Here is a 26128-nt window from a genome sequence, read left to right as displayed (position 1 = left end):
CATGTACTTCCCGCACGACTGCATACGAGAGGTCCTGTGATGTCCCTGTTCTCCCGAGACACGAGGCGTGTCACCGTCGAGGAGGCCCATCGGCGCACCCGGGGCGCCCACGCCCCGGACGTCCTGCTGGACGTACGCGAGCAGGACGAGTGGGACGCCGGGCGCGCACCCGGCGCCGTGCACGCACCGCTGTCCGCTCTGGTCGCGGGTGCGGCACTGCCGCAGGCCGCCCAGGGACGGCCGCTGGTGGTGATCTGTCGCAGCGGGAACCGCTCGCAGAAGGCCGCCGATCTCCTCCGTGCGCGCGGCGTCGAGGTGGTGGACGTCAAGGGCGGGATGCAGCAGTGGGCTGCCGCCGGCCACCCGGTCGTCGGCGCGAGCGGCAACGAGGGCTCGGTGGCATGACCGCCCTGATCCTCGCACTCGCCGCCGGAGCCGTCGTCGGCCTGGCGCTCGGCGGTCTCGGTGGCGGCGGCAGCGTCCTGGCCGTCCCTGCCCTGACCTATCTGATCGGCATGCCTCCGGCAGAGGCGATCACCGCCAGTCTGATCATCGTCACCCTGACGTCCATCACCGCGCTCACCGGACACGCCCGGGACGGCAACGTGGCCTGGCGGACCGGACTGCTGTTCGCTGCCGCGGGCATCATCCCCGCCATGCTCGCCGGCACGGCCGCCGGCCATCTGCCCCAGGCAGGACTGACCATCGCCTTCGCCGCTGTCGCGGGACTCGCCGCCCTGCGCATGCTGCGCCCCGCACCCGCCCCGGCCACGGGCGAAGTGCGCCCCGTCAAGGCCGGCGCCGCCGGGGCCGGCCTCGGCGCCGTGACCGGGCTGCTGGGCGTGGGCGGCGGCTTCCTCGCCGTGCCGGCCCTCGCGCGGGTGCTCAACCTCCCCATGCGCCGGGCCATCGGCACCAGCCTGCTGGTCATCACCATCAACTCGATCGCCGCGCTCGGCGCCCGCGCCGGCACGGGAGTACATCTGGACTGGGCCGTCATCACCCCCTTCACCGCCGCCGCGATCCTCGGTGCCTGGGACGGCAAACGCTACGCACAACGGCTCAGCGGCACCACACTGCAGCGCGTCTTCGCCCACGCGCTGCTCGCGGTCGCGGTCCTCATGCTCGCCGACGCGTTCATCTGATCCCTTCTGGGCGCCGCCTTCCCGCCCACCACGCCGGCTCCCGGGCCGGCCCCACCACCTGACCACCGCAAGGACGCCCACGTATGACGACGACCTCCACGACGCAGCGGCCCGACGGACCTGCCGTGCGCCTCGGGCTGCGGGAGAACCGGCTTCAGTTCACCCTTCTCGTCGTCGTCAACGTCGCGGTCGGCGGCCTCGTGGGCCTGGAACGCACCACCGTGCCGCTCATCGGCACCGACGTCTTCGGCCTGACCAGCGACCTGGCGGTCTTCTCGTTCATCATCGCCTTCGGTCTCACCAAGGCCCTGACCAACCTGGCCGCCGGAGCCCTGACCGCGCGCTTTCGCCGCAGGCAACTCCTCCTCACCGGCTGGCTGCTCGGCGTCCCCGTCCCCTTCATGCTCGCCTGGGCGCCCTCCTGGGGCTGGATCATCGCCGCGAACGTCCTGCTCGGCCTCAACCAGGGCCTGGCCTGGTCGATGACTGTCAACATGAAGATCGACCTCGTCGGACCGGCCCGCCGAGGACTCGCCACCGGTCTCAACGAGGCCGCCGGCTACACCGCCGTCGGCGCCACCGCACTGCTCACCGGCTACCTCGCCACCAGCTACGGCCTACGCCCGCTGCCCGAACTCTTCGGCGTCGTCTTCGTCCTCTCCGGCCTGGCCCTGTCCCTCACCGTCCGGGACACCGCCGCCCACGTGGCCCTCGAACTCGCCCAGCACCCGAAGCCCCCGCCGAGCAGCGAGATGACCACCCTGGCCGCCGCCTTCGTCCGTACCTCCTGGCGTGAGCGCTCACTGCGCGGCGCCAGCCAGGCCGGACTTGTCAACAACCTCAACGACGGCCTCACCTGGGGCGTTTTCCCTCTTCTGTTCACCGACCACGGCCTCGGCCTCGCCGCCGTCGGCCTCATCAAAGGCATCTACCCCATCCTGTGGGGCATCGGCCAGATCCCCGCCGGCCACCTCGCCGACCGCATCGGCCGCAAACCCCTCATCATCACCGGCATGCTCGTCCAAGCGGCAGGCTTCCTCCTCGCCCTCGCCCTACTCGACCAGCCCCTGCTCGCCGGCATCCTCTCCGCCGTAGTTCTCGGCCTGGGCACCGCCATGGTCTACCCCGCCCTCATCGCCTCCGTCTCCGACCACGCACACCCCGCCTGGCGCACCAACGCCCTGGGCACCTACCGGTTCTGGCGCGACATCGGCTATGCCGCCGGAGCACTCCTCGCGGGCATCCTCGCCGACACCCTCGGCCTGAACGCCACCGTCATCGCCGCCGCCACCCTCACCACTACCTCCGGCCTCCTTGCCGCCCGCTGGATCACCGACCACACCACACACTGAGCCCCACTCCACAACAGCGAAGGGCTCTCGCCGAACCGAGTGACGGCGCTTGGTCACGGACGACGGAAACTTCGGCGCCGTAGCGACGGCCGGGGCGTTCACTGACGGTAGGCCCTCACCTGTCGTGACGCGCGAGGGCCGGGTGGCCGCCCTGCCCGCCTCGCTGCACTGCGAACCGACCGGGCACGCCGAAGCGCCAACAGGTACGGCACTTGGAGGGCGAGACGCATGGGCACTGGTGTTGCCCCCTGGTCGAACTGGGGCATTGCCGACTATTCTCGATCGCCTTCGCGGCGGGCAGCGGCATCTCGTCGAGCTCTTCACCGGAGACCGGGACGACCGCGAGGGCCGCGGCATACGTACCTCCAGAGCCCCCTGATCACACTGGCTGGTGGTCGGGTAGGTGCGGCGCATTACTGCGCCGCACCCCCCTCAGAACCGGACGTGCACCTCACAATGCATCCGGCTCAAGCGGGCCGCGGCTGCGTGCCACGTCCGTCGGGCAGCTGTCCATCGTCTATGTGATCACCCCCCTCACTCGGCACCTCCGTCCTGGACATTGCCTGGATCGGATAGCCCCCGCCGCCTGCAGTTGAGCAGATGCCGGGTACACCAGCGGAACAGTACGAGCGATGACTGCCTGCGGGGTTGTGACAGTGAGGACGACCGCAGACGGCGACGATCACTCTGCTCGACGGGTCTGTAGTGTGCGGCAATGACAAGAAGCGAGCGGCTCGCGGAGCAGTTGGACTGGTACTGGCGCAAGAACCTGCGGCCACGGCTGGAGGGTCTTACCGACGAGGAGTACTTCTGGGAGCCGGTGCGCGGCTGCTGGAGCATCCGCCCACGTGGTACGTCGGCCGCACCGATGTCGGAAGGTTCGGGGGAATGGACGATGGACTCCGCGTCCCCTGCCCCGGTGCCTGCGCCGGTGACCACGATTGCCTGGCGGCTGGCGCACATCATCGTCTCCTGCCTGGCCTATCGGGTCGAATGGTACTTCGACGGCCAGGACTTCGACGCCGAGGCGTTCGCCTACGCGGGGAGCGCTGACGAGGCGCTGAAGCAGCTCGATGAGATGTACGGGAGATGGAACGCGGGGGTCCGCGAACTCTCGGACGCCGACCTGGACAATCCGCCCGCGATGGGTCCCGAGCGGTTTCCCCTGGAGGGCATCGTCCTGCACGTCAACAAGGAGCTGATCCATCACGGCGCCGAGATTTCCCTGCTGCGCGACCTCCACCGCTGGCAGGGCGGAGCCGTACCGCACCGAATATGACTTTCGGTAACCGGCGATCGAGCTTCGGAAACCTACGTGGACTCCGTACCGCCGGGATCGGTCCCGGGCGGGCCGGCGGGTGCGGACGCGCTCCCGGCCCGCTCCCGCCCGGGTGGCGCGGAGTGGCCAATGCAGTTGCTCTACCGGCTGCCGCACTCTCGTACGGGCTCTTCCCGGTGCGGCGACCGAGTGGCAGGGTGCAGCCGTGATCACCTCCTTCTTACGTGACGACATACAAGGCTCGCTGACGGTGAATGTCGAGCGGGTGGACGACCCCGTCGCGATCGGCAAGCACCCCTCGTCCCGTGATTTCCCAAGCTGCACAGCTGAGGTGGATTACCCGGGGAAGGGCTACCGGGCACTCTTCGGCTGGGTCCAGTTGGTGCGTTCGACGGACAACTCCTCCGCTGGGGCCGCCTTTGACATGGACCCGTTCTATCTCTTCGAGGATGCGCCGTCGCCGTACGCGTTCTTCGGAATCAACCCCACCTTGTTCGATGCGCCGTCCCGCGCCAGGCGGGATCCCCTCGACTGGATGGCCCACAGCTACCTTGCATGGACGCCCATGGACGACACTGCACGGCGAGTTCAGCCATTGGTCGGCTTCTCCTGGGGGTTCAACGTCGGCTCGGACAGGCGCATCACGCTGCAACCCGTACAGGCGTTGACACCTTCGGACTGGGACGCTCACCTGCCGTACCTCGGCACCTCTTACCCAGGCTGGGTATTCGACAAGTGGCAGCCTGAGCCGTGACTGCCCGTCCGTTCACGGTGCCGTCCGGGGAGCAGTGGAGATCCCACCTGACGCGGGACGGTGTGTGACCTGCGCTCGGGAGAACCCGGACGACATCGCGAAGCCGGTGGCCGCTGGGGGCTGTCGCCGGCGTCGGGGCGGCGAAGGGGCCGGCTTGAACACGGGTCTCCCTGCTCGCCGATTGGGCTTGGCCCTCTTGGCCCGGTTGAGGACCCAGCGGCCCGGCTCGACCGACCCTCGTCCGGCCCGGATCCGCAGCACCGGCCGCCCGTTGGGCTTCTTGAATGCCCGTGGGCAGTTCCCGTTCCGCCAAGCTGGGGCAAGCAGCTGCGTGCCTCCTGCCCAGCCTTGGAGAGGGAGCGGGGGCCTCTCACGCCGATGCAGTTGCTTTGAGCACCCGGCCCACAAGCACCGACACGACGGCGGAGCGCGGTAAGGCCGGCGTCAGGGTGCAGGTCGTGGACACGGATGGGCAGCCTCTCGGCGTCACCGCCGCGGTCGTCGACCGGCGCCTTGAACCCCATCTGCGGGTGCTCTCCGAAGGTGACCGGGCCCACTTCCGATTCCGCTTCGACGGCGCCGATGAATATTCCGACCCTGCGGTGGACGCCTGCGCGGTCGACAAGGAGAGCGTGACGTTGGGGTGTCGGACGGTCTACTCGTCCAAGGCGTTCGGGCCGGCCGACGATCCCATCACGGCGACGACTGGCTCGCCGTCGAGCACTCTGAGCTGGTTGCCGGAGTGTTGTTGATCCCCAATGTCCAGTCCTACGACCGGCGCACCTGCGAAGTGGACATCAAGGACGGTGGTGGGATGCATCCTCGGCCACCCAGCAGGGGGACCTGCTGTAGGGAGGTCAAGGCGGTTGAGCGCGAGGCACGGGCCTGCCGGCGCCCCGGTGTTCGCGCAGTTCGGTGGTCTGCTTTCAACGGACCAGCCGGCTCGAAAGCAACTGCATTGGTGCGGAGCAGCCCTCAGAGCCCTTGCCCGCCCGATACCGTGGTGGCACACGTCCGTTCGCGCCCTGGAAGCCACGATGAGCGACCGGCCGGCCCCCGCCGACACCACCGCCCGGCAGTAACTGGAGCCCGCCGCCGACGGACTGCGCGCGTACGCGGCCCGGACCCGCGAGAGCGCCGACCAGCGCCTGATGCACGGCACCGCACAGCCCGCGCCGCGCCCAGATCGCGTTCTCCGACTCCGCCACCAAGCAGTTGGACGGCCATCACCGGCGAAGCCGAGCTGCACGCCCTGGACCGTGCCCTGGTCGTCGTCTCCGTCAACCCGGATGTTGGCGAGCCGCTCCTGGCGATACCACCGGTCCTCGGCTGCGTGAGTACGCCGACGAAGTCGAGCACGTGCGCCTGCTGTACTGGGTGAGCGCCCTGGGCACCGTGGTGGTCGTAGCGTTCATCGAAGTCCGACCGCGAAGGAGTCGCAGTGCCGACCGTCTTGGGGAAGAGCGGATATCCAGTCGCCGGGTGCCCGGGCGCTGGTGACAGTCAGGGATCGGCCCTGCCGGGCACTGACGTCAATGACGGGCCGCTACGTGCGGGGGTCCCTGGCTGCCCTGGTCGGAGAACCGAGGAGAACAACTGTCCGGGGCATGGGCGGCGCACATGAGAGATACAGTCAATTCGTGTTGACAGCAGCGCAGTTGAGTAGACACTTTAGGGCCCATGCGCCCACCTACGTCGGGCTTGCAGCCGTCATCGGTACGGTTATGGCCGGGCACCTCCAGGCGCAGGGCGTTCTGGAAACGGGAGAGAAGCAGGCGGCAAGCATCCTGGAAGCGACGCGGATCGAGGCGGCCGGCCGGCAGGACCGTGACCGGGCGCGTGAACAGGTGACCCGTTACGGCGAACTGATCCAGTCCTCTGCCCGCATGCGCTTCCTGATGCAGCGCTTCGAAAGACTTGACACGAAGTCCCGGCGCGATCCGACGATCGTCGCCGAACTCATGTCAGGCACCGACGACTTGGCGGCGAAGGCGAATTCGGCGGCGGTGATCCTGCAAAGCCATGAAAGCAAGGCAGTACGGGAGAACTCCCACGGCATCGCCTTCACGATGCCCTACGCCGCACAGTGCCTGGAGACAGGCCTGCCGGGTAACACGAACGGCTACCGGGTGGACTACCCGGGCCGGGGGCTCACCGGCTGCGGGAACCTGCGGGAGTGGCTGGAGGTCCACGAGGGCAGTCTGGCGAAGGAGGCGCCCACCTTCTCGTAGCCACAGCACCACCGTGGCCCGCCCCCTTTCCTGAAGGTGTCGGCAGCTGAAGGTTCATTCACTGCCCTTCTGAACCCTGCCCCCGCACTCCAGACAGTCCCTACCGGAAGAACGTCAACTACGGCTCCACCCTGTGGCGCAAGGTTCACCGACCATGAGCCGGGCGCGTACGACCGTTTGGAAGGGCGGGCTACGGTCCGCGCCCCGACCCACGACACCACCCTCTACCTGCACCACGGATTCGACCCCACCCGACACCACACCTGACGCCCCGCCTGGCTGCGTTCACGAGAAACCGCAGCGAATTTCGTTCGGTGAGCAGCCGCGAAAAAGCGTGCACACCGGCCACTTGCGAACGTTCAAGTGATTCTCGGGAAGGGGTGAATTCTCATTGGAAAAGGACTGCGGAACCCGGGATCACAGCGTCACAGCACGACTGCCGTCGGGGGCACAGGACGAGACAGTTGGCGCCGTCGCCCAGCCCGGACTCGCGGTGTCTTCGTAGTCCACCGCGTGTGGTCGCCGGGCGCGTATCGGCTCCAGGTGCCGCCGGTCGGTGACCAGGCAGGTGGTGGCCTTTCGTGGTAGCTGCCGAAGCCGCTCCGTTCGCACGAGGACGTCCTCACGCAACGGCTCCGCCGGCGCCGAAGGGCAAATGCCCAGGTCACGCTTGGTGTTGGGCGCGGCTGCCAGGTGCCGGACGACTCGCCTCCACCATCGGCCGTGACCAGGGACACGGCATCAATGCCTCATTTGCCTCTTTTGCTGATTCTGTCGCTCTCCTGGCAGTGAGACCGCGCGGTCTCACTGCTGGTTCTTCGCCGCCGGCGCGATTGGCCGGGACTGCTTTGGTGCGGGTAAGCATGAAGACATCCCCCGCACCCCTGCGCTGCCTCACCGCTGCGCATCAGTGGTGTCCCGTGACCTCCCTGGAAGAACGCCGATGCACGTACCCACCCCCCGGGACCTGCCGTCCCTGCCCTTCCCACACCGCCTCGAACCGTTCACCGACGACCTGGAGCGGGACGAGGTCTACGAGTGGCTCCACATCGACGGCTGTACCTTCGACGACACCGACTGCGGCATGACGCGCTTCAGCGAGTGCTTCCTGTCTTCGGTGACCTTTCACCGGCGGCCGGTTCCGGCGCGCACGCCTGGACACCGTGTGGCTGGACAACATCCGCACCGTGAGCAGCGACCTCGCCGAGACAACCTGGTTGGACACCGAGTGCCGCTCCAGCCTTCTGGCCGGCACCCAGCTCCACGGCAGCCAGATGCGCCGCACTGTCTTCCACCACTGCAAGTTCGACTCGGTCACCCTGCGCGCGGCTCAGTTGCGCGACGTCACCGTCGCCGACTGCCTGCTGCGCGAGGTGGACGTTGCCGGCGCGACCCTCACGGGTGTCACTTTCCCGGGAACGGCCCTGGACCGGGTCGACTTCACCAAGGCCACCCTCGCCCGGGTCGACTTCACCAAGGCCACCCTCGCCCGGGTCGACCTGCGTGAGGCGACCTCACTGGGCGTCACCTCCGGCGTCGAAGCCCTCAAGGGCGCCACCATCAGCACCCTCCAGCTCTTCGACCTCGCCCCGGCACTCGCTCAGCACATCGGCGTCACGGTGAAGGACAGCTGACCACCTCCAGTGCCACCACTCCGACTCTGAATCTGCTGTGGGTTCGTGGTGTGTCCGTCTGAGTAGCACTTCGTCCAGCCGTTCGATCTGCACCCTGAGTTGGGCGGCGGCCCTCGGTGGCAGCATGCAAAGAGCCTCTTGCCGCTTGTCCCGGGTCCAGCCCGCGCGATCGCCGGCCTGGAGGAAGCACTCGAAGCCGTCGACCTCCTGGACGAGGCCCTGGCTCTGGACCTTCGCCGCCCGCAGGACTACTTCGGCCGGGTGTGGTCCACCGCCTTCCGGGCCCACGAACTGGCCCGGGCCGACACCGAGGGGGTCGCATGAGCTCCGGCCCCACCTCCACCACAGCAGCCATCGCTGCCCGCCGACGGCAGGCAGAGCAGAAGATCGCGACTGTCGAGAAGGCCATTGGTCAGCTGCGGCGCGAACGCGGGCGCCTGGCTGTCCGGGCCGTCGCCGAGCGAGCGGGCGTCTCCGCCACGTTTCTCTGCGAGAACACTGCCGCCCGCAGACTGGTGAAGAACGCGGTCGCCGACAGCCGCAGCCGTCACGACCGCCATGGTCAAGCCGAGCACGAGCACGTCGAAGCGACTTGGCGCGAGCGCGCACTCAATGTTGAGGCAGGGCTCACCCGCACCCAGAAGGAGGCCCTCGCCCGGCGGCAGTGGATCGGCGAGCTGATGGGCCAGATCCGCGACTTCGACCAGATGGTCCCCGGTGAGTCCGTCCAATTCCTGATCACTGAGAACACCACCCTCAAACGACGCGTCCAGCAGTTGACGGGAGAACACCGCAAACTCCAGGAGCGGCTCGAAGGAGCTCGGTCCAACCTCCGCTTCGCGGACAGACGCATTGCCGATCTTGAAGCGCAAAGTCTCGAACAGGACCGATGATGACCTTCGAACCAGGGCTTTCAGCGGATGCCTGATCTGTTGTGCAGCACATCTCACCAGGTCCCACCGGAAAATGGATCGTCAAGGCGAACCCAGCCTCCTACCGTTCCTCCATGCAGATCGTTGTGACGCTGGACTGTGTCGACATCGAAGCGCAAGCGAACTTCTGGCTCGGTGCACTCGCCCCGCTGGACTACCGTCGCGGCTTCCACGGACCTCCATACCTGAGCCTGGTCGGGCCTGCTCCTGCACCAACCCTTCTCCTGCAGCACGTCCCGGAACCAAAGCAGGGCAAGAACCGCATGCATCTTGACCTCGACTTTGGCACCGCAGCCCTGACGTCCGAGGCCAACCGCCTCGAACAGCTGGGCGCTACGAGGCTCTCCGAAGAACTCAGCGAACACGGCTTCCTCTGGATCGTCGTTGCCGACCCGGAGGGCAATGAGTTCTGCGTTTTCAATCCCCCGAAATCACTTCGTCGTGGACACCTACGCAACACATGACTCCAGGTCGGAACCAACACGGAAACTTCGAGACTCGGTAAAGACCACGACTTGACCGTGTTCCTCGAAGCCGCCGGGATCATTGACCCTGAGTCGATTCTGGACGATCCCCTGTGGGTGGAGTGGCGGGGCTCCGGATCCCACCCAGTTCGACGCCGCCTGATCGGGCGGGCGGTTGGGGGTATTGGCCCTAACGGGGTCAATATCGGGGTGGGGCGGTGCAGCTGTCGGGACGTGACTATTTGCCCATTCGCACGCTGATCTGTGGCTGACACCTTTGGCGGGGCGCACGGCGACGTCTGGTCCGGCGTCCTGGATCAGGCCGACCGCGCCCTGGCCGCCCGAGTCCCTGGTTTAGTCCCTCGATAAAGGCGCAGCTCAGAGGGTTTTGCTCTGCCTGGGCAAGGGGCTGAAGGGACTCAAAATCCATGTTCCAGTCATTACGTGTGTGTATGCGCGCACGCGAGTACAGGTGCCCTATACCCCGAGCGGCTCATAACTGAGACTTTCAGTCCCTCGATCAAGTGCCAAAGCCCCTGTGACCTGCTCTTTTCCATGAGGGACTGAACAGTGTCCAACTGAGTCCCGGTCCTTCAGTCCCTCCAGCCTCCGTCAGGGTCGGCACGTCCGGCCGACCGAGCCGATCACCTGCTTGTCCAAGGAGCAGACCTCTCAACTTCCCAGGCAGTGAAGGGACTGAAGGGACCAGAGCCGGGGAATGCCTGCACCCCTGTAGGCTCTGGCCTCATTGGAAAACTCAGTCACTTCGGTCCCTTTCTGGGGGCTGGCAACGCTGTGACCTGGTCTTATGCCGCAGGGACTGAGAGGGACTGAACAGGCTATTGGTCCCTCGGCAAGGATGATCAGCGTGCCGCGTCAACGTGAGACCAGCGTTCCCCGCTCCGTGGGAACCGCCAGTCCTTACGCTGACGGGCTGTGGCTCGTTTTTGGCTGCTGCAGCGGTTGCCCCTGCGGTGATCGAAATTGGATCGTCTGCGGCTCGTGGTCAGTCGTAGGGTGCGGCAATGGACTGGAACGCCTGGCATGGCAAGTACGACGTAGCGGACTCCTGGATGGAACGGAGGCTGCGGACCGTTCAATCGCAGACCTGGGCTGCCCTTGACGATGCCCCGGCCGGACCGTTGAAGGTGATCAGCCTGTGCGCCGGGGACGGTCGCGACCTCCTCCACGTCCTGTCCGATCATCCGCGCCGCCACGAGGTGCGGGCGCGGCTTGTCGAGTTGGACTCCCGCAATACCGCCGCGGCTTCGGAGGCGGCCCGCCTGGCAAAGCTGGACCAGGTCGAGGTAGTGACGGGCGACGCCTCTCTCATTGACCAGTACCGGGACATGACTCCCGCGGACCTCGTTCTGGTCTGCGGTGTCTTCGGAAATATCACCGACAGCGACATCGAGGGCACCATCGGCGCCTGCAACCAGTTGTGCAAGACCGGTGGCACCGTCATCTGGACCCGCAACCGTGCCGCCCCCGACCGAGTGCCCATGATCTGCGATTGGTTCGACGAACAGGGTTTCGAACTGCAGTGGCTGTCCGAACCGGGTGCTGGCTACGGGGTCGGTGTGCACCGGTTCACCGGCACTCCTCAACCCCTGCGCACCAGCGCCCGACTGTTTGAGTTCGTGGGCTACGACGTGCTCCGTCAGCGTGAGGCCGCACAATCCGGCTGACCTCCGTCATGGCAGCACCACTCCTGTCTAAGCAATTGCCCTGTCCGACCAGCCGCCACAAGATCAGGCAGCGCCCCGCGAACGTTCAACCAGGACGCCACTCTCGAACCGGGCGCCCGTGCGGACCAAGGGCACGAGGTGGGGTGCGGTGATCGCGCGCCAGCGGGCCTGGGCGGACTCGGCGAGCTTGAACATCATCGCCAGGGCCGCGGCCGGGCTGCCGGCGCCGCGGGTGACCTTGGTCCGCAGTTTTACCGTGCTGAAGGTCGACTTGATCGGATTCGTCGTGCGCAGGTGGACCCAGTGCTCAGCCGGGAAGTCGTAGAACGCCAGGAGTTCCTCGACGTCGTCGGTGATCTTCTTGACAGCGTTGGGCCACTTCGCGCTGTAGGCACGCCCGAAGTCCTTCACCGCCTTCCCGGCGTGGTCGCGGCCCTCAACGTTGTAGATTTCCTGCAGCGCCTTCTTCGTGCTGGGCTGAGCCGATTTCGGCAGGGCGTTGACCACATTCCGGGTTTTGTGAACCCAGCACCGCTGATGTCTGGCCTGCGGAAACACCTTGGCCAGGGCCCGCCACAGACCCGTGGCTCCGTCGCCGACGACGAGCTCGGGATCGCGCATGCCGTGTCGGCGGCAGTCCCGCAGGAGGTCGGCCCAGGACTCGGTCGACTCGTGCAGGCCCTCGGCGAGCGCAATCAGCTCCTTACTGCCGTCGGTGCGCACACCCATGAGGACCAGGACGCAGGAGTGTGCTTGGCCGAGGCGGACCTTGGGGTGGACGCCGTCGGCCCACACGTACACGTAGTCGGATCCGGACATGTCCCGGTTCTGGAAGGCGGCGTGGTCGTCGCTCCACTGCTTGGTCAGCCGGGTCACCGTGGCCGGCGAGAGCCCAGCGGCCGAGCCGAGGAACTGCTCCATCGCGGGTATGAAGTCGCCGGAGGACAGACCGTGCAGGTAGAGCAGGGGCAGAATCTCGCTGATCTTCGGGGACTTCCCGCACCAGGGGGCGAGGATCTTGGACGAGAGCCGCTTGCGCTCGCCCGTGTCGCCCTCGACCCGCTTGTCGTTGAATCGCGGTGACTTCACCGCAATCGGCCCGGCGGCGGTGGTCACCGTCCGCTCGCGGTGGTGGCCGTTGCGGACCACCAGACGGCGACCTGCCTCGTCCCGCTCGCCCGCCAACTCAGCCATGTACTGGTGCCCGCCCTCGCCACCCACGCGACCGACGCCTTCACCCACTCTCTCCAGAGCGGCGGCCTCCTGTTCGCCGTGGCGGCCGTCGTGTTCTTCCTGACCCCCAAGGGCACCGAAGTCTCGAACGCCAAGCACTGACCCCAGCACAAGAACCGGCCCCGGACGCAACCGCGCCCGGGGCCCCGTCATACCCCGCGCCCGAGCCGGCAAGATCCGGAAGAGACGCCCCAGGCCGCCGCCCGCGAAGGCCCTCCCCGCGACCGGCGAGGAGGGCCACCAGACGGCACGGTGTCGCGGCCGGCCTGTTCAGGTACGTGGGACGTTCCTGGCGCGGACGAGCACCACCGCGCTGTCAGTCGCCCGTGCCGTCCGCACCCGGCCGCACAGCAGGATTGCCGGCTACTCGGCGTGTACGAGAAGATCCGCGAGCCCCGCCACTGCATCGGGGTCCCCGGCCGTACGGGTCGAGGCCCGGTACGGCCCGCCACCGGCAGGGGGCGGGCGACGCCATCTCGACGTGCGGCGGGCCCTGGAGATCATGTCGACGTGCGGCGGGCCCAGGAGTGACTCCGTCCTGCGCTCGAACCGAACGTACGCATGCGACCGCGGAGCGTGGGTGAAGTCGGCAGAGTGCCGCAGGGTGCACCCGACGCGCCGCACTGACCACCGGAAACGCAGGTGAGAGGCGCGCAGAACCCCTGGTATTGTTTTCCATGTCGCCGCGGGAAACCGGGGCCGACCACCCGGTCCGGGTGGCGGAATGGCAGACGCGCTAGCTTGAGGTGCTAGTGCCCTTTATCGGGCGTGGGGGTTCAAGTCCCCCCTCGGACACAATGGTCGACCGACCTAATGAAGCCGGTCACAGAGACACTTTGTCACTGTGACCGGCTTTGTTGTTGTGGTGGACACGATCTGGCGCTGCTGCGAGCTCGCAGCAGCGCCAGATCTGTTTGTGCCGTTCGGATGCGGAGTTCCTGCCAGCGGCGGATGCCGGTCCTGGGCGAAGTCGACGGACTCGCGGCGGAAGATCGCGCGCCCATGGCTGGGGGCGTGGCTTTGCCCTGCCGGGAGCCGGACGCTGTCGTAGGGGCAGGACGACCGGGCGGGTCCGGTGCGCGCGGGCCCGCCCGGCCGGCGCCGGGGTGCTGGTCAGCCGAGGGGCAGTTCCAGGGCGGCTTCGTGCCCGGTCGGGGAGGTGATGGTGAGGGTGCCGTCCTGCTTGCCGGTGAACGCGTAGAGGCGGTCTCGGCTGTTGACGACCAGCATGAGGCGGTGGCCGTCGGCGAGGTCGTAGGCGGCGGGCTGGAGCGTCCAGTCGACGGTCCGGTCCGTGCCGGTGACCAGGCCTGTGGTGGTGAGGGGTTCGTGGGTGATGATCCGGGCGGTGCCGTCCGGGCCCACGTCGAAGAGGTAGGCGACCAGGGTCGCGGCGTCGCCCACCTCGGCGCGGACGGTGAGCCTGAGCTTGGCGGCGCCGCGGATGCGGCGCCCGCCGGCCAGTTCCTCGGTGGACCAGACAAGGAGCCGGTCGCGGTCGAAGCCGGCCGGGTCGTAGGTCTTGGGGTTGCCGAACCACTCCTTCTGTCCGGTCTCCATGATGTCGTCCATGGCGGTGGCGGTGGTCTCGTCCCCGGCGGTGAACGCCCGGCTCCAGCCCGTGGACGGCTTGTCGGACAGGGCGCCCTCGCCGTCCCCGTCGGTGCCGCTCAGGTACCAGGCCTCGGTGCCGGTGGTGGCCTCGGACCAGGAACGGAGCGATTCGCGCTGTGCTGCCTCGTCAATCCGGTCGCCGCCGGTTCCGGTCGGCTTGGTCTTGTAGGTGAACATCACCTGGCTGTTGACCACCGGCCAGTCCGGCACCTTGTTGGCCGTGCCGAGCAGGTGGTGGTCGAGCCAGGCGTAGGCCTCCGTCGTCGGCTTGAGGTAGCCCCAGAACGGGGTGCCGCTCGGCATGCCGGTGATGCCGACGCCCTCCGGGGCGCCATGGTCGCCGATCCACAGGTTCAGGTGCTTGGGGACGGTGAGCTTCTCGAAGGCCGCGATCGCCTCACCCGCGGGGAACAGGCTCTCGTGCCAGGTGTTCGAGTAGAAGGTCGGGACCCCACGGGCGTTGGTGATGTCCACGTAGGTCTCCGGGGACCGCACGGTGCCCCACTCCACCACCTCCTCCATGTTCTGCCCGTCCTGGAAGTTCTGGAGGATGCGCCACGTCGCGTCGTCGAACTTCTCCTTCTCCTTGCCCTTCTCGGCTCCGGTGAAGTTGATCAGCAGCTCCACGGCCTTCTCGTGCCGGGTGCCGTTGTCGTAGAGGCTGGTGGCCAGGTTGCCCCACGTGCTGAGGGCGACCACGGCGGCGACCCGGTTCTTCTCGTCGTGCGCGGCGACCAGCTGGCTGATCCCGGAACCGTAGGACAGGCCCAGGAACCCGACCCTGCTCGGCGCGAACAGCCCTTCCGCGTGGTCGATCACCTTCGACCCGTCCGCCCAGTCGTCCGGGCCGGCGACGCCGATGAACCCGTCGGACGTGAACGGCCCGTCCGGCTCGCCGAATCCGCGGGGCGTGTACGCCAGAACGTGGTAGCCGCGCGCCGCCAGGGAGAGGTATCCCACCATGAACGGCATCCAGCCGTACGGGTTCCACCCGGCGGGCACGATCACCACCGGGCGCGGCTCCGAGGTCTTCTGCTTGATCGCGAACGCGGAGAGGCCGATCTCGTCCGTCACGGCAATGCGAGGGAAACTGACCCCGGCCTGCCGCAGGACCCGCTCCACCAGCTCCCGCAGCCCTTCGGGAAGCGCCCCGGCCGGGGCCGTCCCCTGGAGCGCCGCGAGCAAGGCCCTCGCGACGGCGAGTACCGACGGGTTGATGTCGAGGCTCGCGCCGCGCCAGATGCCGTTGGCAGCGATGTCCGCGAGGGTCGCGTCGGTGACCGACGCGACCGGCTCTCCGCCTTCTGTAGTCATGTGAACCGCTCCGTTCCTTCTGTGGCTGGATGACCAGGACGCCCGCCGGGCGCCAGGCGGATCATGGACAGGGGTGCACACACCGAAACGGAAGGGCGACCGACCGCACTCGATCGGATGGAGAACCCCCAGCCTGTGGTCCCGGCAGCGGTGTACTCCGCGGACGGGCCGGGCTCGGCCGGTGGCCTTCTGCGAACAGGCCCGAAGAGGGTGCGGCCACTGCCGAAGTCCGGTCACGACGGCCGCGACCGGGCCATGACGCAACGATGACCGGTTGACGCCCCCGACAGGGTGCCCGGCCGGCGTCGAGGCAGTCCGCCCGATCCACGACGAGATCAGGGCCGCCTGAGGGGAAAGGCCCTTTATGTCGCCCCGCCGCCCGGTCATGGTCGGCTTGACGGCAGCCGGGCGGGCGCAGCTGGAACAGGTGATCCGCGGACAGGCGGCATCGAGGAGGGGTACTCGTCCAGCTGAACCACGCGGAGCAACGCCAACTGGCCGGACTTCTCACGTCTTTGGCAGCCGAACAGGTCACGGGCGCGCCCAGTCTCACGATGGCGTTCATCGGTGTTCACCGGCGTGCGCGTCGGCGGGCAAGGGGCGCTCAGCCTCGTCGCGACCGCGACGGCGACCGCGACCGCGACGGCGACCGCGACCATGGCCATCTACATCGAGTGTTGCGGCGGACTGGCCATGGGTCTCACCGCGGCCGTCGGCACAGCGATCATGCCGCTCGTACCTCTGGCCCTGGAGCGAATGATCCGGTACCAGGGCCGGTGTGCGGCACCGGTACCGGAGGTCCACTGGCCCTCGTCCAGGGAAGGGGCCCGGCCGGCTCCTGTCGCCCGATAGCCCGATACCCCGATCGGTTGGTGTGCTCACCGGCTGCAAAGGCCGTCCGTGCGTCTAGTGGCCGCCGGTGAGTTCGCCGCTGAGCCTTTCGTGGATCCGGGCGCTCTGCTTGTTCAGGCCGGTGATCTCGACTCTCTTGCCGCGCTGGGCGTACTTGGTCTCGATGGCGTCCAGCGTGGCGACGGAGGAGGCGTCCCAGATGTGGGCGGCGGTCAGGTCGATGACGACCTTGTCGGGGTCGGTGGCGTAGTCGAACCGGCCGACGAGGTCGTTGGAGGAGGCGAAGAACAGCTCTCCGGTCACGGAGTAGACCACGGTGGTGCCGTCGGGGTCGGTGACCGCGGTGACTTCGGCGAGGTGGGCCACGCGCTTGGCGAAGATCACCATGGCGGTGACGGATCCGACGACGACACCGATGGCGAGGTTGGAGGTGGCGACCACGCACGCGACGGTGATGACCATGACGGCGATCTCGCCGGCAGGCATTCGCTTCAGGGTCTTCGGAGCGATGGAGTGCCGGTCGAAGGTCGCGAACGACACCATCACCATGACGGCGACCAGGGCGGCCATGGGAATGTCGGAGACGACCGGGCCGAAGGCGATGCACAGCACCATCAGGAACGCGCCCGCCAGGAAGGTGGAGAGGCGGGTGCGGGCGCCGGACACCTTCACGTTGATCATGGTCTGGCCGATCATCGCGCAGCCGCCCATGCCGCCGAAGAGGCCGGTGACGATATTGGCGATGCCCTGGCCGATGGACTCACGGGTCTTGGAGGAGCGGGTGTCGGTGATGTCGTCGACCAGCTTCGCCGTCATCAGCGACTCCATCAGGCCGACCAGTGCCATCGCGAGCGCGTAGGGGGCGACGGTGGTCAGGGTGTCCAGGGTGAACGGCACATCGGGCAAGCCGGGAACGGGCAGGGAGGACGGCAGTTCGCCCTTGTCGCCGACGGTCGGAACCGCGATCCCGGCAGCGACCGTGATGACCGTGAGGACGACGATCGACACGAGCGGGGCCGGAATCACCTTGGTGACCTTCGGGAAGAACACCATGAGCGCGAGCCCCGCCACGATGAGCGGGTAGACCGGCCAGGGCACATCGTGCATCTCCGGAACCTGGGCCATGAAGATCAGGATCGCGAGGGAGTTGACGAAGCCGACCATCACACTGCGCGGCACGAACCGCATCAGCTTCGCCACGCCGAGCGCGCCGAGGACGATCTGGAAGGCTCCGGCCAGGATCACAGCGGCGACGAGATACCCGAAGCCGTGCTCACGGTTCAGCGGCGCGATCACGAGCGCGACAGCTCCGGTCGCAGCCGAGATCATTGCGCGGCGTCCGCCGACGATCGAGATGGTCACGGCCATCGTGAAGGAGGCGAACAGGCCGATCGCCGGGTCGACTCCGGCAATGATGGAGAACGAGATCGCCTCGGGGATCAACGCGAGAGCGACGACGAGGCCGGCGAGGACCTCGGTGCGCCAGACCTTCGGGTTGTTCAGCCAGTCGGGGCGCAGGTCGCGCAGTCGCGCGGCCGGGGACGGTGCGGACGTGGACAAGAGCAAGTACCTGTCGTGCTCGGGCACACCTGGCATCACCCCGGGCGTGCAGGAAGGCGCGGGAGGGCCGGAGCGGCCGTCCGCGAAGCCCGCGTACGGCGGACTGACGTCAGAAAGGCGGGCAGGCGTAGGCGGGGCGCCGCGGGCGCTGCTCAGCGGCGGCGGATCACGGCGGGCAGACGTCGGCGCCGGGCACCATGGTCATGCGCACGCTCTCTCCTGCAGGCACCGGTCCTCGCCGGGGGCATCGTCGGCCCCGACACGGCTGACGGTCACGGAGCGATCCCGCACCATGAGAGCGGAGACGGAACGGAGCCGACCTCCACGATCAGTCACTCTACCCTAACGTGAGGGTAGAGATGAGTGCCGGTCGCCCGTGGCCCCGGCGACACGCCCGCGCGCGGTCCGGACCCGTCGGCATCCATCAATCGCGAGCCGGAGCCTCCGTGGCAGACCCTCCGGAAGCGGCCTGCTCACTTGGCGTTCGAGCCCCGGCATCCGCATTCATCCGGTCGCGCAGCGTGGCGGCAAAGTCCTCGGCCATCGCCAGTCGTGCGCGCAGGGTCTCGCACCGCGCGTCGGTCACCTTGCGGTACGCGTCAAGACGCTCACGAAGTCGCTCGCGCTCCGGGGGAGCGGGCGGATCGTCCTGGGAGCCGAGCCGGTCGGTGATCTCCAGCAGGTCACGCATCTCCTCAAGGGAGAAATCCAGCGGCTTCATGCGCCGAATCACCATGAGCCGACTGACGTCGGCCTCTGTGTAGAGACGGAAGCCGCCCTTGCTGCGGGCGGAGGGGACGATGAGTCCGACCTCTTCGTAGTGCCGGATCGTGCGCAACGACAGACCTGTCCGCTCTGCGACCTCGCCGATCTGCATGTGCCGCTCTTGCGCCATACCGCCCTGGATCCTCTCCGACCGCCCTGCCGTCCTGCACACGCGCGAACCGCACCAGCGTAGCCGCAGGTGAGAGTGGCGCCGGGGCTCAGAACCACCGGACCGGACCGGCAGCGGGAAACCGGTCGAGTGCCGGTCGGGAATCTTCCCGGTCGGCATTCCGTGTGCCGGGCCCGCGCGTCGATGCGGGATGCCGCATGTGATGCCGCGCCCTGCTCCCGAGCGTCCGTGCCTCGCCTCCGCCGGCTCCCGCGCCACTCGCCGGGCGTCGCCGACTGCTCGCCGCTCACTGCTCGTCGCTCGTCACGATCCGGTCTCGGACCGCGGGTGGGGGCTTGTTTCCGGCCGTGTAATCGTTTCCAATCTTCCGTGTAATCGATTCCACGGCTACGGCCCACTGGTTTCGAGGATCACGGAAACCACAAGGAGGTGGTCCGGACATGACGAGCATCAAGGATGTCGCGGCTCAGGCAGGGGTCTCTGTCGCCACGGTCTCCCGTGTTCTCAACAGTCATCCCTCCGTCAGCCCGGACGCGCGGACCCGGGTCCGCGCCGCCGTCGACGCCCTCGGCTACCGGCCCAACGCCGTCGCCCGCTCACTGCGCACCGATCAGACGCGCACCCTCGGCCTGGTCATCAGTGATGTGCTCAACCCGTACTTCACCGAACTGGCCCGCTTCGTCGAGGAGGAGGCCCGGGCCCTCGGCTACAGCGTCATCATCGGCAACGCGGACGAACGGCCGGAGCTTCAGGACCATCACGTCCGCACGCTCCTCGACCGCAGGATCGACGGGCTCCTCGTCTCGCCCGCCGACGGCGACTCCCCGCTCATGTCCGAGGTGTCGCGCGGCGGTACGCCGATGGTCTTCGTGGACCGCTGGATGCCCGGCGTCGACGTCCCCGTCGTACGCGCCGACGGCCGCCACGCGATCCGGGACCTGGTCGCCCATCTGCACGCACTCGGTCACCGCAGACTCGCCATCATCGCCGGTCCCGCCGCCACCACCACGGGCGACGAACGCGTCGAGGCCTTCCGCGAGGCGCTGCGCGCGTACGAACTCGACCTGCCCGAGGCCTACATCGGCCAGGGCGACTTCCAGGCGGACAGCGGCCGGCGCGTCACCGAACGCTTCCTGGCGCTCCCCGAGCCGCCCGAGGTCGTATTCGCCGCCGACAACCTGATGGCACTCGGCGCGCTGGACGCCATCCGGGCGGCCGGCCTGCGCGTTCCGCAGGACATGGGGCTCGCCGCCTTCGACGACATCCCGTGGTTCGTCCACACCGACCCGCCGATCACGGCGATCGCCCAGCCGACCGGCGAACTCGGCCGCGCCGCTGTCCGTGCGCTGGTCGACATGGTCGAGGGCCGGTCCCCGCAGTCCGTCACCCTTCCCGCCCGTCTCGTCGTACGCCGTTCCTGCGGCGAGCCCGCTTCGGACCAGAGGAGCAACCTGTGAGCAGGCCGGACGAGTTGCTGCGCATCGAAGGCGTACGCAAGACCTTCCCCGGCGTGGTCGCGCTGGACAGCGTGGACTTCGACCTGCGCGGCGGCGAGGTGCATGTCCTGCTCGGTGAGAACGGAGCGGGCAAGAGCACACTCATCAAGATGCTGTCCGGTGCCTACCGACCGGACAGCGGACGGATCTTCGCCAAGGGCCGCGAGGTCCGCATCCACGGCGCGCAGGACGCCGAACGGCTCGGCATCGCCACGATCTACCAGGAGTTCAACCTGGTGCCCGATCTGACGGTGGCCGAGAACATCTTCCTCGGCCGGCAGCCGCGCCGCTTCGGAATGATCGACCGGCGCCGTATGGAGTCGGACGCCGAGGTGCTCCTGCACCGGGTCGGTCTGCACGTCTCGCCGAAGGCCAGGGTCCGTGAACTGGGCATCGCCCGGCTCCAGATGGTGGAGATCGCCAAGGCGCTCAGCCTGGACGCCCGGGTGCTGATCATGGACGAGCCGACCGCCGTCCTCACCTCGGAAGAGGTCGACAAGCTCTTCCGGATCGTGCGGCAACTGCGCGAGGACGGGGTGGGAATCGTCTTCATCACCCACCACCTCGAAGAGATCGCGGCACTCGGCGACCGGGTCACCGTGCTGCGCGACGGCCGGTCCATCGGTCAGGTCCCCGCCTCGACGCCCGAGGCGGAACTCGTACAGCTGATGGTGGGACGCAGCATCGACCAGCAGTACCCCCGCGAACGCCCGGAAACCGGCGACCCGTTGCTCTCGGTGCGCGGTCTGACCCGCAACGGCGTATTCCACGACATCAGCTTCGAGGTACGGGCCGGAGAGGTGGTCGGTCTCGCCGGACTCGTCGGCGCGGGACGCACCGAGGTCGCCCGCGCGGTCTTCGGCGCCGACCCCTACGACAGGGGCACCGTCGACGTACGCGGCGAGCGGCTGGCCAAGCACGACGTCACCGCCGCGATGAGCGCCGGAATCGGCCTCGTGCCCGAGGACCGCAAGGGACAAGGCCTGGTGCTCGACGCCTCGGTCCAGGAGAACCTGGGCCTGGTCACCCTGCGTTCGGCCAGCCGGTCCGGACTCGTGGACCTCAAGGGACAGCGCGCGGCCGCGGCCCGGATCGCCGAACAGCTCGGCGTACGGATGGCGGGGCTCGGCCAGCACGTCCGTACGCTCTCCGGCGGCAACCAGCAGAAGGTCGTCATCGGGAAGTGGCTGCTCGCCGACACCGGCGTGCTGATCCTCGACGAACCCACCCGTGGGATCGACGTCGGCGCCAAGGTCGAGATCTATCAGCTCATCAACGAGCTGACCGCATCGGGCCACGCGGTTCTGATGATCTCCAGCGACCTGCCCGAAGTCCTCGGCATGAGCGACCGGGTGCTGGTCATGTCCCAGGGCCGGATCGCCGGAGAACTCCCCGCCCACGAAGCGACCCAGGACGCGGTGATGGCTCTCGCCGTCGGCGCGGCCCCCACGACAGCGCCCACCACGACTACGGCGGCGGATCCGACCGTGAACGAAGAGGAGAGCCCCCGTGGCCACTGACACGCTCAAGAGCAATACGGGCGCCAGCGGCGCCGCAGGGCGCACGGTCCGCCGGCTCCTGCTCGAAAACGGCGCCCTGAGCGCCCTGGTCGTACTCCTGGTGGCGATGTCGCTGCTCTCCGGCGACTTCCTGACCACCCAGAACCTGCTGAACGTCGGTGTACAGGCCGCCGTCACCGCGATCCTCGCGTTCGGCGTCACCTTCGTCATCGTGTCGGCGGGCATCGACCTGTCCGTCGGCTCGGTGGCCGCGCTCTCCGCGACGGTCCTCGCCTGGTCGGCCACCTCGGAGGGGCTGCCGGTCTGGCTGGCCGTCGTCCTCGCCGTCGCCACCGGCATCGCCTGCGGCTTCGTCAACGGGGCCCTCGTCTCGTACGGCAAACTGCCGCCGTTCATCGCGACGCTCGCGATGCTGTCCATCGCGCGGGGTCTGTCCCTGGTCATCTCCCAGGGGAAGCCGATCGACTTCCCGGACCCGGTCTCCGCGCTCGGCGACACGCTCGGTGGCTGGCTGCCCGTCCCCGTCCTCGTGATGGTCGTGATGGGTCTGATCGCGGCGCTGATCCTCGCCCGTACCTACATCGGCCGTTCGATGTACGCGATCGGCGGCAACGAGGAGGCGGCCCGGCTCTCAGGGCTGCGTGTCAAGCGGCAGAAGCTGGCGATCTACGCACTGTCCGGGCTCTTCGCCGCGGTCGCGGGCATCGTCCTCGCGTCCCGGCTGACCTCCGCGCAGCCGCAGGCCGCGCAGGGGTACGAACTCGACGCGATCGCCGCGGTCGTCATCGGCGGCGCCAGCCTCGCCGGCGGTGTCGGCAAGGCGTCCGGCACACTGATCGGCGCGCTCATCCTCGCCGTGCTGCGCAACGGGCTGAACCTCCTCTCCGTGTCCGCCTTCTGGCAGCAGGTCGTCATCGGTGTCGTCATCGCCCTCGCCGTGCTGCTGGACACGGTCCGCCGCAAGGCCGGATCCGGCGCCGCCCCGGGCGGTTCCTCTGCCGCTCCGGGGTCGCCGGGATCGGGCCGCAAGGGAGCGGGAGCGCTGAAGTTCGGCATCGCCGCAGTGTGCGTGGCCGTCGTCGTGGGCGGGGTGTCCTACTTCAACTCCGGCTCCTCCGGAGGCAACACCAAGGTGGGCATGTCGCTCTCCACACTCAACAACCCCTTCTTCGTGCAGATGAAGGCGGGCGCACAGGCCGAGGCCAGGACGGCCGGGGTCGACCTCACCGTCACCGATGCGCAGAACGACGCCTCGCAGCAGGCCAACCAGCTCCAGAACTTCACGAGTTCCGGAGTGAAGTCGATCATCGTCAACCCGGTGGACTCCGATGCGGCGGGCCCCGCCGTCCGGGGCGCCAACAAGGCGGACATCCCGGTGATCGCCGCCGACCGAGGGGTCAACAAGGCACGGACCGCCACACTCGTGGCATCCGACAACGTGGCAGGTGGCAGGCTCGCCGCCAAGGCACTGGCCGACCGGCTCGGGGGCAGGGGCAGCATCATCGTGCTGCAGGGGACGGCCGGAACCTCGGCCAGCCGTGAGCGCGGCGCCGGATTCGCCGAAGGACTCAAGGCGTATCCGGGCATCAAGGTCGTCGCCAGGCAGCCGGCGGACTTCGACCGCACGAAGGGCCTGGACGTCATGACCAACCTGCTCCAGTCCCACCCCGGGATCACCGGTGTCTTCGCCGAGAACGACGAGATGGCGCTCGGCGCGGTCAGGGCGCTCGGCAGCAGGGCGGGCACGTCGGTGTCCGTCGTCGGATTCGACGGAACTCCCGACGGTCTGAAGGCGGTCGGAGCAGGCACGCTGTACGCGTCCGTGGCCCAGCAGCCGAAGGAACTCGGCCGGATCGCCGTGCAGAACGCGGTGAGGGCGGCAGAGGGCAAGAAGGTCGACAGCATGGTGAAGGTGCCGGTCAAGGTCGTCACCAAGAGCAACGTCGCCGATTTCTCCTGAACAGCGTCCCCTCGCGCGGCGTCCGACCCCGGAAAGCAGGAACAATGCACGTCAACGATCACGACCGGTACGACCTGCTGGTCGTGGGCTCCGCCAACGCCGACCTGGTCGTCGGAGTCGAACGCCGCCCAGCGGCCGGTGAGACCGTGCTCGGCTCCGATCTGGCCGTCCACCCGGGCGGCAAGGGCGGGAACCAGGCGGTCGCCGCCGCCCGCCTCGGTGCCCGCACGGCCCTGCTGGCCCGGGTGGGCGACGACGCGCACGGCCGCCTGCTGCTGGAATCACAGCGGGCGGCGGGCGTCGAGACCGCCGGTGTCCTCGTGGGCGGTGCCCCCACCGGCGTGGCGCTGATCACCGTGGATCCCTCGGGCGACAACAGCATCGTGGTGTCGCCGGGGGCCAACGCCCGGCTCACCCCCAAGGACATCCGGGCGGCCGGCGCGCTCTTCGGCGCCGCCCGGGTCGTCTCCGTGCAGCTGGAGATCCCGCTGGAGACGGTTGCCGAGGTGGCCGGGGCGATGTCGCCCGGAAGCAGGCTGGTGCTGAACCCCTCTCCGCCCGCGCCCCTGCCCGACCGTGTGCTGGGTGCCTGCGACCCCCTGGTGGTCAATGAGCACGAGGCGCGCTGCTTGCTGGGCCAGTCCGCGGGCAGTACGCCTCAGGAGTGGGCGCGGGCACTGCTCGGTCTCGGCCCCCGATCGGTCGTGGTCACGCTGGGGGCGGCGGGAGCTCTCGTCGCGGACGGCCGTACCGGCGATGTCGTACCCGTTCCGAGCCCCGAGGTCGAAGCCGTGGACACGACCGGGGCGGGCGACGCCTTCACGGCAGCCCTGGCCTGGCGGCTCGGCCTGGGGGAGGAGCTCACGGAGGCCGCCGCGTTCGCCGTGAGAGTGGGGGCGGCGGCCGTCACCCGGCGGGGTGCGCAGGAGTCCTTCCCCATGGCGGGCGAAGTCCCGGCCGCAGCGGAAGTCGCCGCCCCGTGAAGAAGGCAGGAATCCTCAACCGCCACCTTGCCGGAGCCCTGGCCGAGCTGGGACACGGCGACGGAGTGCTGATCTGCGACGTGGGCATGCCCATCCCGGCCGGCCCCCGCGTCGTCGACCTGGCCTTCCGCGCCGGTGTCCCCTCGTTCGCCGAGGTTCTCGACGGTCTGCTGGACGAACTCGTCGTGGAGGGCGCGACAGCGGCACACGAGGTCATGGAGGCCAACCCGGAGACCGCGCGTCTCCTGACCGACCGCCTGACCGGGCTCGCCCACGTACCCCACGACGAGCTCAAGCTGCTCTCGGCCGGTGCCCGGCTGGTGGTACGGACGGGAGAGGCGCGGCCGTACGCGAATGTGCTCCTGAGGTGCGGGGTCTTCTTCTGACCTCTCCGCATGGGCCGGGCGGTATCGTGCGGTGCACGAGAAGAGGGGCGGGCGGGTCGGTGGAACCGGTGCTGTTGGTGGATGTGGACGGGCCGCTGAACCCGTATGCCGCCAAGCCGTACCGGCGGCCCGAAGGCTATGAGACGCACCGGTTCCTGACGCCTCGCTGGAAGGCCGCCGAGCGGCGGCGGCTCATCGGGAGAGGGACGCCGGACAAGGCGGTGAAACCGCTCCGGGTGTGGCTCGATCCGAGGCACGGTCCGGCGCTGGAGGCGCTTCCTCTCGACCTGGTGTGGGCGACGACGTGGGAGGAGGAAGCCAACGAATTCATCGCACCGGTCCTGGGACTGCCCGAACTGCCCTTCATCGCCTGGTCCCCGTCGCGGACCGTGCCGGACGGCGGTGTGTTCTGGAAGACGCCGGAAATCGTCGAGTGGGCGCAGGGCCGGCCGTTCGCCTGGGTCGACGACGAGATCACGGAGGCGGACCGCACCTGGGTGCGCGAACACCACGACGGTCTCGCACTGCTGCACCGCATCGACCCCCGGCACGGCCTTTCCGGGGACGACTTCGCCACGCTGACGGCTTGGGCGGCCGGCCTGGACCGGCGTCCTGGGGGCTGAGCCGGTCCAGGCACGTGGAGAAGGACGAGACCTTCTCGGCCGCGAATGCCGTCCTGCCCGCTGTCCCGGTGGCGGTGCCCCGGAAGCGGAGTTCCCGCCCCCGCGGTCGTCGCGGGCCTACGGCGGATGATGAACGGACCATCAGTAACCCACGGCCGAGGTCGCTTTGGGGCGGGCGTGACGTAGCGTTGCCCTTTTGGTGGTGCTCGAAGG

The 26128-nt window shown here is 68.6% G+C and carries 24 protein-coding genes, 1 tRNA gene and 2 pseudogenes; 22 read left to right on the top strand and 5 right to left on the bottom strand.

Annotation, left to right across the window (positions count from 1 at the left end):
• The first annotated feature begins 39 nt into the window (after positions 1-39).
• The 13 genes and pseudogenes from ACGF8B_RS26905 to ACGF8B_RS26845 all read left to right on the top strand — a co-directional run bounded on the left by ACGF8B_RS26905 (position 40) and on the right by ACGF8B_RS26845 (position 11479).
• Complete coding sequence (locus ACGF8B_RS26905) at positions 40-405, top strand: rhodanese-like domain-containing protein (protein ID WP_392743402.1); 366 nt, start codon at positions 40-42, stop codon at positions 403-405.
• Positions 402-1145: a sulfite exporter TauE/SafE family protein gene (locus ACGF8B_RS26900; RefSeq protein ID WP_392743400.1), complete on the top strand. Its 744-nt coding sequence runs from the start codon at positions 402-404 to the stop codon at positions 1143-1145. The genes ACGF8B_RS26905 and ACGF8B_RS26900 overlap by 4 nt, the downstream gene beginning before the upstream one ends.
• Positions 1146-1228: 83 nt before the next feature.
• Positions 1229-2497: an MFS transporter gene (locus tag ACGF8B_RS26895; protein WP_392743397.1), complete on the top strand. Its 1269-nt coding sequence runs from the start codon at positions 1229-1231 to the stop codon at positions 2495-2497.
• 715 nt (positions 2498-3212) lie between these two features.
• Positions 3213-3776 carry a DinB family protein gene (locus tag ACGF8B_RS26890; protein ID WP_392743394.1) on the top strand — a complete coding sequence of 188 codons (564 nt, stop codon included), beginning with the start codon at positions 3213-3215 and terminating at the stop codon, positions 3774-3776.
• A 205-nt stretch (positions 3777-3981) separates the two neighbouring features.
• Positions 3982-4530 (top strand): hypothetical protein, encoded by a 549-nt coding sequence (locus ACGF8B_RS26885; protein WP_392743391.1) that lies wholly within the window; start codon positions 3982-3984, stop codon positions 4528-4530.
• Positions 4531-4988: 458 nt separating this feature from the next.
• Positions 4989-5282 (top strand): hypothetical protein, encoded by a 294-nt coding sequence (locus ACGF8B_RS26880; RefSeq protein ID WP_392743388.1) that lies wholly within the window; start codon positions 4989-4991, stop codon positions 5280-5282.
• A 433-nt stretch (positions 5283-5715) separates the two neighbouring features.
• A pseudogene (locus ACGF8B_RS26875) lies at positions 5716-5952 on the top strand (hypothetical protein); the annotation flags it as partial.
• 218 nt (positions 5953-6170) lie between these two features.
• Positions 6171-6761 (top strand): hypothetical protein, encoded by a 591-nt coding sequence (locus ACGF8B_RS26870; RefSeq protein WP_392743386.1) that lies wholly within the window; start codon positions 6171-6173, stop codon positions 6759-6761.
• A gap of 1187 nt (positions 6762-7948) precedes the next feature.
• Complete coding sequence (locus ACGF8B_RS26865) at positions 7949-8395, top strand: pentapeptide repeat-containing protein (protein WP_392743383.1); 447 nt, start codon at positions 7949-7951, stop codon at positions 8393-8395.
• A gap of 138 nt (positions 8396-8533) precedes the next feature.
• Positions 8534-8719 carry a hypothetical protein gene (locus ACGF8B_RS26860; RefSeq protein ID WP_392743381.1) on the top strand — a complete coding sequence of 62 codons (186 nt, stop codon included), beginning with the start codon at positions 8534-8536 and terminating at the stop codon, positions 8717-8719.
• Positions 8716-9288: a DUF6262 family protein gene (locus ACGF8B_RS26855; protein WP_392743378.1), complete on the top strand. Its 573-nt coding sequence runs from the start codon at positions 8716-8718 to the stop codon at positions 9286-9288. Before ACGF8B_RS26860 ends, ACGF8B_RS26855 begins: the two co-directional genes overlap by 4 nt.
• A 113-nt stretch (positions 9289-9401) precedes the next feature.
• Positions 9402-9791 carry a VOC family protein gene (locus ACGF8B_RS26850; RefSeq protein ID WP_392743376.1) on the top strand — a complete coding sequence of 130 codons (390 nt, stop codon included), beginning with the start codon at positions 9402-9404 and terminating at the stop codon, positions 9789-9791.
• Positions 9792-10816: 1025 nt separating this feature from the next.
• Positions 10817-11479 carry a class I SAM-dependent methyltransferase gene (locus ACGF8B_RS26845; RefSeq protein WP_392743373.1) on the top strand — a complete coding sequence of 221 codons (663 nt, stop codon included), beginning with the start codon at positions 10817-10819 and terminating at the stop codon, positions 11477-11479.
• 63 nt (positions 11480-11542) lie between these two features.
• Here ACGF8B_RS26845 and ACGF8B_RS26840 read toward each other — a convergent pair whose 3' ends face one another.
• A complete protein-coding gene (locus tag ACGF8B_RS26840; protein ID WP_392743370.1) occupies positions 11543-12700 on the bottom strand; it encodes an IS256 family transposase in 1158 nt (385 codons plus the stop codon).
• On the opposite strand from ACGF8B_RS26840, the gene ACGF8B_RS26835 reads away from it, so the two are divergent.
• On the top strand, positions 12680-12814 hold the full coding sequence (locus ACGF8B_RS26835) for a hypothetical protein (RefSeq protein ID WP_392743368.1): 135 nt from the start codon (positions 12680-12682) through the stop codon (positions 12812-12814). The two genes, ACGF8B_RS26840 and ACGF8B_RS26835, sit on opposite strands and share 21 nt — an antisense overlap.
• Before the next feature lie 131 nt (positions 12815-12945).
• On the opposite strand, the pseudogene ACGF8B_RS26830 reads toward ACGF8B_RS26835, so the two are convergent.
• Positions 12946-13159, bottom strand: a pseudogene (locus ACGF8B_RS26830) (acetolactate synthase); the annotation flags it as partial.
• A 263-nt stretch (positions 13160-13422) separates the two neighbouring features.
• Between ACGF8B_RS26830 and ACGF8B_RS26825 the strand changes: the two are divergent.
• A tRNA-Leu gene (locus tag ACGF8B_RS26825) sits at positions 13423-13507 on the top strand.
• Positions 13508-13825: 318 nt separating this feature from the next.
• Here ACGF8B_RS26825 and ACGF8B_RS26820 read toward each other — a convergent pair.
• On the bottom strand, positions 13826-15640 hold the full coding sequence (locus ACGF8B_RS26820) for a CocE/NonD family hydrolase (RefSeq protein ID WP_392743365.1): 1815 nt from the start codon (positions 15638-15640) through the stop codon (positions 13826-13828).
• A 567-nt stretch (positions 15641-16207) separates the two neighbouring features.
• Between ACGF8B_RS26820 and ACGF8B_RS26815 the strand changes: the two genes are divergently transcribed.
• Complete coding sequence (locus ACGF8B_RS26815; RefSeq protein WP_392743362.1) at positions 16208-16492, top strand: hypothetical protein; 285 nt, start codon at positions 16208-16210, stop codon at positions 16490-16492.
• A 54-nt stretch (positions 16493-16546) separates the two neighbouring features.
• Here the strand turns inward: ACGF8B_RS26815 and ACGF8B_RS26810 are convergent, their stop codons facing one another.
• Entirely contained in the window at positions 16547-18088 is a 1542-nt protein-coding gene (locus ACGF8B_RS26810) for a SulP family inorganic anion transporter (RefSeq protein ID WP_392743360.1), read from the bottom strand.
• Positions 18089-18476: 388 nt separating this feature from the next.
• Positions 18477-18947: a MerR family transcriptional regulator gene (locus ACGF8B_RS26805; protein ID WP_392743358.1), complete on the bottom strand. Its 471-nt coding sequence runs from the start codon at positions 18945-18947 to the stop codon at positions 18477-18479.
• A 440-nt stretch (positions 18948-19387) separates the two neighbouring features.
• Between ACGF8B_RS26805 and ACGF8B_RS26800 the strand changes: the two genes are divergently transcribed.
• The 6 genes from ACGF8B_RS26800 to ACGF8B_RS26775 all read left to right on the top strand — a co-directional run bounded on the left by ACGF8B_RS26800 (position 19388) and on the right by ACGF8B_RS26775 (position 25915).
• Entirely contained in the window at positions 19388-20404 is a 1017-nt protein-coding gene (locus ACGF8B_RS26800) for a LacI family DNA-binding transcriptional regulator (protein WP_392743355.1), read from the top strand.
• On the top strand, positions 20401-21963 hold the full coding sequence (locus tag ACGF8B_RS26795) for a sugar ABC transporter ATP-binding protein (protein WP_392743352.1): 1563 nt from the start codon (positions 20401-20403) through the stop codon (positions 21961-21963). Before ACGF8B_RS26800 ends, ACGF8B_RS26795 begins: the two co-directional genes overlap by 4 nt.
• Entirely contained in the window at positions 21953-23923 is a 1971-nt protein-coding gene (locus tag ACGF8B_RS26790; protein WP_392743349.1) for a substrate-binding domain-containing protein, read from the top strand. The genes ACGF8B_RS26795 and ACGF8B_RS26790 overlap by 11 nt, the downstream gene beginning before the upstream one ends.
• 44 nt (positions 23924-23967) lie before the next feature.
• Positions 23968-24906: a ribokinase gene (locus tag ACGF8B_RS26785; protein ID WP_392743347.1), complete on the top strand. Its 939-nt coding sequence runs from the start codon at positions 23968-23970 to the stop codon at positions 24904-24906.
• Positions 24903-25292 (top strand): D-ribose pyranase, encoded by a 390-nt coding sequence (rbsD, locus tag ACGF8B_RS26780; protein ID WP_392743344.1) that lies wholly within the window; start codon positions 24903-24905, stop codon positions 25290-25292. The genes ACGF8B_RS26785 and rbsD overlap by 4 nt, the downstream gene beginning before the upstream one ends.
• Before the next feature lie 68 nt (positions 25293-25360).
• Positions 25361-25915: a hypothetical protein gene (locus ACGF8B_RS26775; RefSeq protein WP_392743835.1), complete on the top strand. Its 555-nt coding sequence runs from the start codon at positions 25361-25363 to the stop codon at positions 25913-25915.
• The last annotated feature ends 213 nt before the right edge of the window (positions 25916-26128 follow it).

Origin of the sequence: Streptomyces sp. NPDC047917 (assembly GCF_043204345.1) — a bacterium.
Classification (GTDB): domain Bacteria; phylum Actinomycetota; class Actinomycetes; order Streptomycetales; family Streptomycetaceae; genus Streptomyces; species Streptomyces sanglieri.
The sequence above is the reverse complement of the archived record's forward strand: the minus strand, read 5'-3'. Positions and strand labels throughout refer to the sequence as shown.